At 43.5% G+C, this 13,238-nt stretch carries 11 protein-coding genes; 8 read left to right on the top strand and 3 right to left on the bottom strand.

Annotation, left to right across the window (positions count from 1 at the left end; translation table 11 throughout):
* Positions 1-2 precede the first annotated feature (2 nt).
* The 7 genes from AC4CU3_RS06800 (at position 3) to AC4CU3_RS06830 (ending at position 7,524) form a co-directional block, all read left to right on the top strand.
* Complete coding sequence (locus AC4CU3_RS06800; protein WP_114836931.1) at positions 3-2,225, top strand: primosomal protein N'; 2,223 nt, start codon at positions 3-5, stop codon at positions 2,223-2,225.
* A gap of 82 nt (positions 2,226-2,307) precedes the next feature.
* Positions 2,308-4,149, top strand: coding sequence for a monovalent cation:proton antiporter-2 (CPA2) family protein (locus AC4CU3_RS06805; protein WP_078388552.1), 1,842 nt, complete (start codon positions 2,308-2,310; stop codon positions 4,147-4,149).
* A gap of 50 nt (positions 4,150-4,199) precedes the next feature.
* Positions 4,200-5,075: an Hsp33 family molecular chaperone HslO gene (hslO, locus tag AC4CU3_RS06810; RefSeq protein ID WP_004978815.1), complete on the top strand. Its 876-nt coding sequence runs from the start codon at positions 4,200-4,202 to the stop codon at positions 5,073-5,075.
* Positions 5,076-5,274: 199 nt separating this feature from the next.
* Complete coding sequence (locus AC4CU3_RS06815; protein WP_419380880.1) at positions 5,275-5,727, top strand: DUF2147 domain-containing protein; 453 nt, start codon at positions 5,275-5,277, stop codon at positions 5,725-5,727.
* Between the two features lie 143 nt (positions 5,728-5,870).
* The gene (locus tag AC4CU3_RS06820) at positions 5,871-6,824 is read left to right on the top strand and encodes a DnaJ C-terminal domain-containing protein (protein WP_078388551.1); all 954 of its coding nucleotides are present in this window, start codon (positions 5,871-5,873) and stop codon (positions 6,822-6,824) included.
* Positions 6,825-6,834: 10 nt separating this feature from the next.
* A complete protein-coding gene (locus AC4CU3_RS06825) occupies positions 6,835-7,191 on the top strand; it encodes a chaperone modulator CbpM (RefSeq protein WP_279043864.1) in 357 nt (118 codons plus the stop codon).
* A gap of 72 nt (positions 7,192-7,263) precedes the next feature.
* Complete coding sequence (locus tag AC4CU3_RS06830; RefSeq protein ID WP_004692664.1) at positions 7,264-7,524, top strand: HP1242/YdcH family protein; 261 nt, start codon at positions 7,264-7,266, stop codon at positions 7,522-7,524.
* Positions 7,525-7,644: 120 nt separating this feature from the next.
* Here the strand turns inward: AC4CU3_RS06830 and AC4CU3_RS06835 are convergent, their stop codons facing one another.
* The 3 genes from AC4CU3_RS06835 to rpsO all read right to left on the bottom strand — a co-directional run bounded on the left by AC4CU3_RS06835 (position 7,645) and on the right by rpsO (position 11,640).
* On the bottom strand, positions 7,645-8,880 hold the full coding sequence (locus AC4CU3_RS06835; protein ID WP_279043865.1) for a magnesium transporter CorA family protein: 1,236 nt from the start codon (positions 8,878-8,880) through the stop codon (positions 7,645-7,647).
* A gap of 142 nt (positions 8,881-9,022) precedes the next feature.
* On the bottom strand, positions 9,023-11,110 hold the full coding sequence (gene pnp, locus AC4CU3_RS06840) for a polyribonucleotide nucleotidyltransferase (protein WP_171355061.1): 2,088 nt from the start codon (positions 11,108-11,110) through the stop codon (positions 9,023-9,025).
* A gap of 260 nt (positions 11,111-11,370) precedes the next feature.
* Positions 11,371-11,640 carry a 30S ribosomal protein S15 gene (gene rpsO, locus AC4CU3_RS06845; protein ID WP_004692669.1) on the bottom strand — a complete coding sequence of 90 codons (270 nt, stop codon included), beginning with the start codon at positions 11,638-11,640 and terminating at the stop codon, positions 11,371-11,373.
* Between the two features lie 251 nt (positions 11,641-11,891).
* On the opposite strand from rpsO, the gene AC4CU3_RS06850 reads away from it, so the two are divergent.
* Positions 11,892-13,190, top strand: coding sequence for a serine hydrolase domain-containing protein (locus AC4CU3_RS06850; protein ID WP_058868812.1), 1,299 nt, complete (start codon positions 11,892-11,894; stop codon positions 13,188-13,190).
* Positions 13,191-13,238: the final 48 nt, after the last annotated feature.

Genomic DNA, 13,238 nt, shown 5'->3' on the forward strand with positions numbered 1-13,238 from the left:
TTATGCCAGAAACTACACTTTCCACAACACCAAGCTACCGTATTCGTGTGGCTGTTCCCGTTTATCTATATGACTGTTTTGACTATAGTTTAACGGCTGAACAATACCACCAAGCTGAAGTGGGTGCACGTGTGGCTGTCTCATTTGGTCGCCAAAATGTGGTCGGTGTCATTGTTGAGAAACTCACTGATGAGAAACCACTCGATTTAGGCTTTAAACTCAAAGCCATAACTGAGTTGCTCGATGACAGCGCTATTCTAGATGCTAAAGTTTTAAGTTTATTGACATGGTCAGCGCAATATTACCAATTTCCCATTGGGGAAGTGATGCATACTGCTTTACCCAGCTTTTTACGCCAAGGTAAACCCTATAATTTACTGGCGCGAATGTGGAAGCTGATTGATGATCATGCCGAAGACAAATTGAAGCGTTCTGAAAAACAACAAGATGCCTATAAAATTTTAAAGCTGCATCCCACAGGAACGTCTGAAAACATTCTAAATTTGGCTGGCATTGAAACTGCGACCTTAAAGGCCTTAGAAAAAAAGCAAATCACCCAGTGCATACTTGAAGCCCAAGACTTTAAACCACAAGCTATGACGCTGGCGCAAATGCCCCTCACCCCCAATGATGAACAAAAGCGTGCCATTCAAAACATTCTCAAAGCTCATCATAGCTACCACGCTTTCTTACTGGATGGTTTAACCGGTAGTGGGAAAACTGAAGTCTATTTGCAAGTCATGCAAGAGGTTTTAAAACAAGGCAAACAAGTCTTGGTATTAGTGCCTGAAATTGGTCTCACCCCACAAACAGTGAGCCGTTTTCAGTCACGTTTTCACTGTCATATTGCGCTACTACATTCAGGTTTAAATGATTCTAAGCGCCTTCAAGCCTGGCAAAGTGCGCAAACGGGCAAAGCCTCAATTGTGATTGGCACACGTTCTGCCATCTATACGCCCCTTCCGCATCTGGGTTTGATTGTCTTAGATGAAGAGCATGATCTATCTTTCAAGCAACAAGAGGGCTTCCGTTACCATGCTCGTGATGTGGCTTTATACCGTGCGCACTTAGAAAACTGTCCGATTATCCTCGGCTCTGCAACGCCAAGTATCGACAGTTATGCGTTGGTCGAACAAGGTAAAATGACCCGTTTGGAGTTGGACCAACGTGCAGGTGTGGCCGTGATGCCGAAAATGCATGTGATCGATCTAAAAGTGGCACAAAAACAAAATGGCATCAGCCAACAATTGATTCATGAAGTACAAAAGCGCTTAGACAAAAAAGAACAGGTGCTGATTTTTTTAAACCGTCGCGGCTATGCGCCTGTGTTGATTTGTGAAAGTTGTGGCTGGCAGGCCAAGTGCCCCCACTGCGATGCCAATTTTACCGTGCATCGACAGCCCTATCAGCATTTGCACTGTCACCACTGCGGCACCATCCACCGCATGCCTGAACACTGCCCACAATGTCAGCATAGCGAACTAAAACCAATTGGTTTAGGCACCGCAAAAGTTGAAGAAAACCTACAAGCACTGTTCCCCAACTTTGACGTAATTCGGGTGGATCGTGACTCGACCAGTCGGGTCGGCAGCTGGCAAAGAATCTATAACAAAATCCAAAAAAGTGAACCCATCATTTTGCTCGGCACCCAAATGCTGGCCAAAGGACATCACTTTCCTTATGTGACTTTGGTGGCGATTTTAGACATCGACTCGGGCTTACTCAGTGTTGACTTTCGCGCCACAGAACGTACCGCACAGCTCATCATCCAAGTCGCTGGACGTGCTGGGCGCGGTGAGAAAAAAGGCGAAGTCTATTTACAAACTCTACGTCCAGACCATCCTTTGCTGAATACCCTGCTGGAATCGGGCTATCGCAGCTTTGCCAAGCAAACGTTGAAAGAGCGTAAAGCTGCATGGATGCCACCTTATCGCTATGCGGCTTTATTGCGCTGTGAATCCAAAGACCAAGAACTGAACCAAAGCTTTTTACAAGAGCATGCACAAGTACTGCGCCAAGCCTCAGAAAACAGTATTGATATTTGGGGGCCCATTCCTGCGCCGATGGAACGTAAAGCAGGCCGCTATCAAGCGCATATGGTACTACTGTCCAAAGATCGAGCGCGGATGCATTTTTACATTCGTCAGTGGTGGCAAAATGTCTGGCACAACAAACCGCATGGTATGAAATTGAGCCTTGATATTGATCCACAAGAGTTAAGTTAAGACTTGACGTAAATAAGGCTTAGACCTGAGTCGCGTTCTCCCTTAAACTTCCAACATAAAGAAAAAAATTTAGGACAGGGCAATGTCTCTACTGCTTAAAATCACCCTCTTTTTGGCTGCGGCACTGATGATCGTTCCGTTGGCTAAACGGCTGGGGATTGCCACGGTACTCGGCTATTTATTTACAGGCATCTTACTCGGTCCCAGTGTATTCAATGTCGTCCATGACCCTGAAGACATCCATAAACTCGCTGAGTACGGCGTGATTTTCTTGATGTTCATTATTGGACTCGAACTTCGCCCACAACGTTTATGGGAAATGCGTAAATCCATTTTTGTGATGGGCAGTTTACAAGTAACACTCTGCGGCGTGCTACTGGCGTGCATCGTCTTTTTTGCCCTGCAACAACAGATTGCAGCCAGTGTCGTGATTGGTTTTGCCCTTGCCCTCTCCTCTACTGCGTTTGTGTTGCAGCTGCTCAGTGAAAAACAGCAGCTCAATACCACTTTTGGTCAGCAGTCCTTTTCCATTTTACTCTTTCAAGATATTGCCGCGATTCCGCTGATTGCAGTCATTCCACTCCTTGCAGGGACAAACTCAACCCATCATGGTGTGGCCTACTTTGCAGCGATTGTTGCTACCTTTACAGGCTTGTTTTTATTTAGCCGCTATCTCATGCGCCCTTTTTTCCGCTTTGTGGCCAAAAGTGGCGCACATGAACTGATTACCGCAGTCGGTTTGTTTATTGTCTTAGGCGTAGTCGCGCTGATGGATGTCTTAGGTATCAGTACCACCTTGGGCGCATTTTTAACTGGAGTGTTACTTGCTGACTCTGAATTCCGTCATGAACTGGAAGCCAGTATTGCACCATTTAAAGGTCTACTTCTCGGTCTATTTTTCATGACCGTCGGGATGAGCACGCAAGTTTCGCTGCTGTGGGAAAGCCCAAGTCTGATTGTTGGCGGTGCGTTATTGCTGATGTTGGTCAAACTGCTGGCCTTAACAGCCATCGCTCGCTACTTCGAGTTTTCATGGCGCAATAGTTTGATGCTGGCAACCTGTTTGGCACAAGGCGGTGAATTTGCTTTTGTGGTGCTCAATGTTGCCATGAGTGAACACGTGATTACGCAGGCCATTTTAGAGCCGATCAATTTGATCGTGACATTGTCGATGATTCTGACGCCTATTCTGTACTGGCTGATGAGTTCGTGGGTGGTGCCACTATTCGAAAAAGAAACCACACCCGTCTATGATGAGATTCCTGAACAGCATAACCCGATGATCATTGCTGGCTTTGGCCGTGTCGGACAAATTGTGGCGCGTTTGGTTCACTTACAACACCAAACCTTCACAGCGATTGACAGCAATATAGACAAGGTCGATTTCGTTCGCAACTATGGAGGCAAACTCTACTATGGTGATGCCACTCAACCCGATATCCTGCGTGCAGCCGGTATCGAACATGCCAAAGTGTTTGTGCTAGCCATCGATGATATTGAAGACTCCATGAATGTGGCACGCCATATTCGACTCAATTATCCAGATTTAAACTTGCTGGTCCGTGCCCGCGATCGACATCATGTGCATTTGTTGCGTGACTTGGGGGTAGAACATATTTGGCGTGAAACCTATTTATCATCTTTAGGGATGGCCTATTTTGCCCTACGTAATCTCGGAATTGCAGAACAAGATGCGTATAAGAGCATTGAGTTATTTCGCGATTATGATGAAAAACTGCTCGCACAGCAGCAGAGTATTTATAACGACGAACAGAAGGTCTATGAAACACATCGTAATGCTTTGGCCGAATTAGAACACTTATTTGAAAGTGATACGCAGCTCCGTCAAAGTCCTGTTGGCGTTGACCTACAACGCGAGTTACAACATGACCGAATAGATGTCACACGGGATGAAGTAAAATGACTTGTGTTTTACAATATCGTCACCATTAAGACAGGATATTGGAGAAATTTATGTCTGATTTGCGTCAACGCTTTTATATTGAAGATAGTCCTGTTCGTGGTGAAGTGGTTCATCTAGAAGAAACCCTACAAACCATCTTGGCGCAGCGTGATTATGCACCTGCAGTCCAAGTGCTGTTAGGTGAAATGCTTAGTGCCACGGCATTACTTGCCAGTACTTTAAAAATTAAAGGCCGTATTAGTTTACAAATTCAGGCTTCAGGTAGTTTCAAATGGGCCATGGCTGAATGTAATCACCTTGGTGAAGTACGTGCCTTGGCGGATTATGAAGCAGATCCTCGCTTTAATGCTGCCGACAGCAGCAGTACGGTATTGAGCACCCTCATTAGCCCTGTACTATTTATTAATATTGAGCCAGAATTTGGTGAGCGTTATCAAGGGATTGTGGCTTTAGACAAGCCAAATCTTGCGGGTTGTTTAATGCAGTACTATGACCTGTCTGCCCAAATTCCAACACGTATCGTTTTGGCCAGTTCAGCCCAGCGTGCTGGCGGTTTACTTATTCAGCTGTTACCACGTAACAGTGAAGAGGAACAAGAACGTGTTGATCAAGACTTATGGCCACGTCTGACCATGTTGACTGAAACGCTCAAAATCGAAGAGTTAACCGATTTAGAATCCAGTGAAATTCTTTACCGTTTATACAACGAAGAAGAAGTACGCTTACCTGAAGTTGAAGTACTGAAATTTGGCTGTACCTGTTCTAAAGAACGTTGTGCTCAAGCGCTTGAACAAATTGGCGCTGAAGCCGTTCGTGAAACGCTAGAACATCAAAACCCGATTACCATGGACTGCCAGTTCTGTAACACGCAATATAGCTTTAGTGCAGAAGAAGCCTTGGGTTTATTTGGTGAACACTTAAGCTAAGCGCGTCATGTGCAATAAAAAAAGAGCAACTAAATTGCTCTTTTTTTATGCCTTTGTTCTCATAAAAATAAGATAATTCAAATGATTCATCACTTTTATTCATAGATATTTCACTGGTCACACCGCTTAAATTTCGTTATAAATAAACCCATAATTTTTATATGTCTTTATTTTTCTCTTCCATTGGGGTTTTATCATCATGAAATTTTCTTGCAGTCTTTTCGTACTCAGCAGTTTATGTGCCTTCTCCAGTTTTGCAGCAACTGATCCTTTGGTCGGAAAATGGAAAACTATCGATGATAAAACAGGATACTCTCTCAGTGACGTCATGATTGAAAAAGACAAAAACAATAGCTATAAAGCAGTCATCGTAAGTACGCGTGAAATTCCAGGTGCGCTAAAAATAGAAAACTGTAGCAAGTGTGATGGGGTCAATAAAAATCAACCCATCGTCGGCATGACAACGCTCAGCCATTTGCAGTTAGACAATGCCAAAGATTCGACCTATAGCCATGAACAGTTCCTCGACCCTTTCACAGGGCTACGTTATGACGCATATGCACGACTCAGCAACAATGGTAAGCACTTACGAATTCGAGGAACGTCGACCGAAAATGGCGGTGGGCGCAACATCACATGGGTCAAATACTAAGTATCCCTCATCCATCAAAGCCCCTTTCATCGGGGCTTTTTTCTTGTCATGTTTTGAAACAATAAGGAACATATCTTTACTGTTGAAATCTGCTGAAAGGCTGAATAATGATTGAAACTTAATCAATTTATTTAATCTTATTTATGCCGAAGAACCATTATGAAATACTCGGTTTAACGCGAGATGCGACCGCCGAACAAATTAAAAAAGCCTATCGAAAATTGGCACGTAAGTATCATCCCGATGTCAGTAAGGAGCCTGATGCTGAAGCACGTATGCAAGAATTGAATGTCGCCTATGACACCTTAAGTGATGAAACGAAAAAAGCAGAATATGACTTTGAACTCGATCATCCGCAAGGCTCACAGCAATTCAACCCCAATGCAGGCTTTGGCGGTTTTGAAGATGCATTTCGGAATGCCCAAGGTGGGCAACAGGCACATGATTTTTCAGGATTTGAAGACTTATTTGGCCGTTTTGGTTCAGGTTTTGGAGGATCAAACTATCAATATCAACGCCAAAATAGCACACGCCATAAAGGCGAAGACCAACATGCGCGTTTAGAGGTCGATCTTGAGGTTGGATTCCACGGTACCACCCAAACTATTACCTTACAAATTCCTACTTTAAATGCCTATGGTGAAGCGGAAATTCAGCGCAAAACGCTGGAAGTTAAAATTCCCAAAGGCATGAAAGAAGGGCAACAAATTCGCTTAAGTGGTCAAGGACAGTCAGGTATTCAGGGTGGTGAAAATGGCGACCTGTATATCGAAATTTATTACAAAGATACGGAGACCACACGCGTTGAAGGAGTTGATGTCTATCACCAACTGAATATCAGTCCTTGGGAAGCCGCTTTGGGGCAAAGCATCACCGCCGCGCTCCCTAATGGTCGGACATTACAAATTCAAATTCCGAAAAATGCCAAAACGGGGCAGCAACTCCGTTTAAAAGATCAGGGGATTCCAGCCAAAAAGGCAGGACATTTATATTTAATTTTAAACATTGTTCAACCTCCTGCGCAGAGTGAGCAAGAACAGCAAGCCTACCAAGCCTTTGCTGAAGCCTTCCCTCACTTTAAGCCGCGTCAGTCTTAAGGAGAAAGTTATGACGACTATTCAATATCGTGAAATTATTTTAGACGGATGTCGACACGCTGAAATTGTTGATGAACAACATAGCTTTGATTTAAAGCATTTTGCTGAAGCCTGCGGACAAAGTCCTGAATGGGTTTTACAGCTGTTGGAATATGACATTCTGCCTAACCGACCCGATAACCGCATTCACCAATTTTTTGGTGATGATGTCTCACGTGCACGGCGAGCCTATCGCTTACAACGTGACTTTGATGCCAGCTTTACTGCAGTCGCAATGATGCTGGATTTGATTGAGGAAGTTCAAAAACTTCGTCGTGAAGTAAAACATTTACATTTCACTGACCCAGTTCAAACGACTCAACACTAGTTCTATAAAGAAAGATGGGCGCATGCCTTTCTTTCTTTTTTTATTTTTGAATAAGAGGATTAGACGGCAACCATGAAACTCAAAGTTTGTAATAAAAAGACTAAGCTCATGTTTCCTGAATACCGAGACATGATTCAACAGCTTAGAGAAGACAATCCGCATTTTTCTAAAATGTTTGACGACCATGAAGCTCTCGATCAGGAAATTTGTTTACTCGAACAAGACCCTGTCAGGATTCATCGTGGAGAGATTGAGCCCCTCAAACGCAAAAAGTTGTTCATTAAAGATCAGCTTTACCGGATTTTAAAAGGAGCCCAGTTAAAAACCTCTTAAATTAAATCTCCCTGCGACGCCCACATATCCGAATAATAAATTGAACAAGGATAGCGTCAGCATATAAAGAAATACCCTAAAACCCATTGGCTTTAATGGTCTATGCGGAAAATCACCGAATTATTTTAATTTGGTGATTTTCTCTAAATCTTTGATGGTGCCCTTCACGGTTTGCTTGATCGGCTCATAATCGATAAACCAAAACAAATTCATATGTTGATCCGCATGCTGCTGTGCCAACATATCAATGACACTTTTTTCGCCACGCCCGACCAAATGACGTCGATAAAAATAATACAGCAGAATCAATGTCGTTATTAACATGATACCTAACATGATCCAAAACCCTGTTGGAGACTTCAGTCCAGGAATAAACTCAAAGTTCATACCATACACCCCTGTCAACAAGGTTAGCGGCGCAAAAATCGCGGTAATAATGGCTAAAATCCGCATGTTTTCATTGGTTTGATTGGCAATGGCTGAAAAATGTAGATCGATAGCTGCTTGCACTGCATTTCTCAAGCGAATGGTATGCTTTTGAATACGTTCAATATGACTGGTTAAATCATCGACACGTACCAGCATGATGTCTTGTTTTTCACTACGTTTTTTCCCTTTCAAGTGCGAATAATTATCGACAATTTCATCGCGTAATTCCTGCAAAGTTTCGATTTGTTCTTCGCACAAATTTTCCACTTGTTGGAAAGCCATATTCTCTTGCAACAGTTGATGCCACTTGGTAAAGCGACGATGGCCTTGTAAAAGCTCTTGCTGCCAAAACTCCACTCGACGCGTCAGCGGAACACGTAAATCGAGATAACCATCCACCATGTTATTGAGCAGTCTCAAGGTCAAATCTAAAGGTGTTGCGGGTAGTTTTCGTGGCTTATTATGTTCTTCAATCGGACGGCTCAACACCGTTTCCATACGCTGAATATAGCTTTCAACTTCTTTATTGCCCTGCTCTCTAACCGTAATCAAAACTTGCGGCGTAAGCATAAAGCTAATCGGGGTCGTCGCCAGACCAAAGACCCGTTCATGTTTTTCAGTCGCTTGCGTATCAAGCTTGATTTGATCATCAGGTGTGATCAGCTTACGAAAGATCAGCAAGTCATAATCTTCCAAAGTGTCAAAGGCACAAGGGTGTTCTAAATTTAGAATGTCACGCAGATGATATTCATTCATCCACAGTCCCGTTGCCGCATAAATGTCCTGCTGCCAATGTTCTGCCCGATTGACCACATCGTCACGACTACACTCCACCCAAATAAACTCGGCTTCCTGCTCTGCAATCGGCTGTTTCTGCACATAAGTATGCTGTGCGGTGGGATGTTGATAGAAATAATAGCTTTGCATATCTCATTTATTATTGTCTGTCTTAGCCAGCATGATGCCATAAAAAAAGCCCTGAGCAAGCCAAAGTTTAAATTGGCCAAGCTCAAGGCTTTTCTAAGACAACTCAATTCACATGGCAAAAACCATGTGAATTGACAAGAGATTAAACTTGTTCGATATCTTTCATCGTCAATTTGATACGACCACGGTTGTCTACATCCGCAACTTGTACCTTAATTTCTTGACCTTCTTTCAACACATCTGCCACGTTTGCAATACGCTCGTTCGAGATTTGTGAAATGTGAAGTAAGCCATCAGTACCTGGAAGGATGTTTACAAACGCACCGAATTCAACGATACGAATGACTTTACCAACGTAAATTGTACCTGGTTCAATTTCAGCAGTCAGTGCTTGGATTTTTGCAACTGCAGCAGCAGCAGCAGCTTTGGTTTCACCAAATACGCGTACTGTACCGTTGTCTTCAATATCAATTGCAGCTTTGGTTTCTTCAGTAATGGCACGGATGGTCGCACCACCTTTACCAATCACGTCACGGATCTTGTCTGGGTTGATGTTGATCACTTGGAATGTCGGTGCATGCATTGAAATTTCAGGGCGAGCACGTGAAATCACTTGGTTCATTTCATTCAAGATATGCATACGGCCTGCATACGCTTGGTTCAATGCCGCTTCCATGATCTCTTCAGTGATACCTTCAATTTTGATATCCATTTGAAGCGCGGTAATACCGTTCGCAGAACCAGCTACTTTAAAGTCCATGTCACCTAAGTGATCTTCGTCACCTAAGATGTCAGAAAGAACTGCGAAACGCTCGCCTTCTTTCACTAGACCCATTGCGATACCTGCAACTGGCGCTTTCAATGGAACACCTGCATCCATAAGTGATAATGAAGCACCACATACAGAAGCCATTGAAGATGAACCGTTTGATTCAGTAATGTCCGATACGATACGAATCACGTACGGGAAGCGATCAGCCGCAGGAAGAACTGCTTGAACACCACGACGTGCCAAACGACCGTGACCAATTTCACGACGCTTAGGACCAGATTCACGACCTGTTTCACCGACAGAGTATGCAGGGAAGTTGTAGTGCAACATGAAGTTGTCAGTTTTAGTACCGGCTAGGGTATCAACCATCAACGCATCACGGGTATTACCTAAAGTGGTAGTTACCAATGCTTGAGTTTCACCACGTGTGAATAATGCAGAACCGTGTGCACGGCCTAATACGCCCACTTGAACATCAATGGCACGAACAGTTTTCGTGTCACGACCATCAATACGTGGTTTACCAGACAAGATGTTGTCACGTACCGTACGGTATTTCAAGTCTTCGAATAATTCGTCAACTTCAGCAGCAATACCAGTTTCATCTTCTTCAGGAACAAACTGAGCAACAGCTTCAGCATGAAGCGCATCTAATGCTGCATAACGGTCTTGCTTAACAGCAATTGTGTATGCTTCAGAGATTTTCGCTTCGAATGCTTCTTTCAATTTACCAAGAAGTTCTTCATTTTTAACTGGCGCAACCCAAGTAGATTTAACTGCGCCCGCAGCTGCAGCAAACTCTTTAATTGCTTGAATTGCGATTTGCATTTCGTCATGACCAAAAAGTACAGCGCCTAACATTTGGTCTTCAGAAAGTTCTTTCGCTTCAGATTCAACCATCAATACAGCAGCTTCAGTACCTGCAACCACAAGGTCAAGATCAGATTCTTTAAGCTGTTCTAAAGTTGGGTTAAGGATGTATTCACCGTTGATTAAACCAACACGTGCGCCTGCGATTGGGCCTGCAAATGGAACACCAGCAATAGACATCGCAGCTGAAGCACCCAACATTGCAGCGATATCGCCTTCCATGGTTTTGTCAGAAGAAATAACAGTCGCTGTTACTTGGATTTCGTTGTAGAAACCTTCTGGGAACAATGGGCGGATTGGACGATCAATAAGACGTGAAATTAAAGTTTCAGCTTCAGACTGACGACCTTCACGCTTACCGTAACCACCTGGGATACGACCTGCAGCATATTGTTTTTCTTGGTAGTTAACAGTCAACGGGAAGAAATCTTGGCCTGCTTTTGCTTTTGGTTGAGCAACGATTGCAACAAGAACCTGTACACCACCCATGGTGATCACAACAGTGTTTGCTTGACGAGCAACACGACCTGTTTCTAAAACAACCGTGTGTTGACCATATTGGAATTCTTTACGAATAATATTAAACATAGACATGTATTTTTCTTTCCTGATTTTTATTCTAGTGGAGACCCCTAAGGTTTGGCATTCACATCGCCATTTCAGGCAACTGTATAAATGACAAAGCTTAGAAGCCGACCTCACCAGAGACTAAAAATATGATTTTAAGACACAAAGAAGGAGCGAAACATTCGCCCCTTCCCCATTACCTCACAGAAGCAAGGTAGACTTTCTTTTTCAGTAATAAAGCATTCAAAATGCGATAGTCCGAAAATAAAAGTTTAATCGAATTAACGACGTAAACCTAAAGCAGCAATCAAGTCGCTGTAACGAGTAGCGTCTTTACCTTTAAGGTAATCAAGAAGCTTACGACGTTGGTTAACCATACGGATAAGACCGCGACGGCTATGGTGGTCGTGTTTGTGCTCTTTGAAGTGACCTTGTAAATCATTGATTTGAGCAGTTAAAAGAGCTACTTGAACTTCTGGTGAACCAGTGTCGTTTTCAGCGCGAGCAAATTTAGCAATGATCTCTGCGCGATCTGCGTTTGTTAAAGCCATTCGATTTCTCCGAGATGCTTATAAGTTACATTTGATACAAATCAACTTGATTCTTCAAAACCAAGTTGACTGCCGTGCATCACTACAGCAAGGCATTATTTTAAGGGATCTAGCGCTATATTGCAAAAATGTTTTATGTTCGCAGTCAATTCAGCAACTGACGGCTTTGCACAAATCATGCACAATCATGACAATTCTGATTTTCAACATCAGACTCAGACCCAATAAAAACGAAAAATAGAGAGAAATTTGTGAAAATTTTATCTGCCAATACCTGTTATGTCCCGCATGACCTCAACCACGTGATTCGTTCTAAAGATGAGGTCTCCGCTACCTTGGGTGGCATGAATGATGCACAAATTCAAAGCATTTGGGCCAGTGTAGAGTCTCTATATAAAACAGGAAACTACCCTTTCATCAGCCTCTGTTTACGTCGTCAGGGACAAATATTGTTAAATCGCAGCATTGGTTATGCGCAAGGCAACTCAGCCGATGGTTTAGCGGCAGATGCGAAAATTGGCACACCCGATACCCCTGTTTGCTTATTTTCCGCCTCTAAAATCGTTACAGCCATGCTGATTCATATGTTGGATGAACGCGGTGATCTGAATTTACTCGATCCGATTAGCCACTATATTCCCGAATATGGCGTAAACGGTAAACGTCGTGCCACCATTTTCCATTTGCTCGCTCATCGTGGTGGCATTCCTCGCATTGACAGTAAAGTCACACCTGAGCTGTTGTTTAATCAAGATCAAATTTTAGAACGTCTTTATGCTGCACAACCCGTTTCAGCCTCAGGCACACATCTGGCGTATCACGCCGTGACGTCAGGTTATATTTTAGGGGAAATTATCAAGCGGGTAACAGGTCAAACGGCCCGTGAATTTCTTGCCGAAAATATCGAAAAACCCATGGGCTTAGATTACTTTAACTATGGCCTAAAACCTGAGTATCGAGCGGATGTCGCTTTAAACTATGCCACAGGTCTACATCCACGTTTAGGCACAGACCATTATCTTAATCGGGTACTGGGCGGTGGTTTACAGTTGGCGGTCGATGTGACCAATGATGCGCGCTTTATGGACACGATTTGCCCAGCGGGCAACATTTATACCAGTGCCGAACAAGCTGGACGTTTCTTTGAAATGCTCTTGAGTGGTGGAGAATACCAAGGCAAACAAATCATGAGTGCCCAAACGGTATTTCGCTCGACATTGGCCACGTCAGGGGTCAGTTTAGATCGGACATTATTAGTCCCGATGCGTTATGCCTTAGGCCCAATGTTAGGGAGTAATCCTATTGGGTTATTTGGACCCATGACTGGGCAAGCCTTTGGACATCTAGGGTTTTCCAATATTCTCTGCTGGGCCGATCCAGAACGTGATATTAGTGTATCGCTATTAACCACAGGAAAATCTGTCGTCGGGACCCACTTACCGGCTTTAGCGAAAACGCTTTATCAAATCTCAAAACATTGTCCCAAAATCTTAAAGCACCAACGTCGCTCCTTATTTGCAACCGATCGAAGCGAAACAGATTTAGTCTGAGCATAAAAAAAAGCCCAAGTAAACTTGGGCTTTTTTGCGCTGTAGTGT

The organism is Acinetobacter sp. 802_lipA (assembly GCF_058242885.1).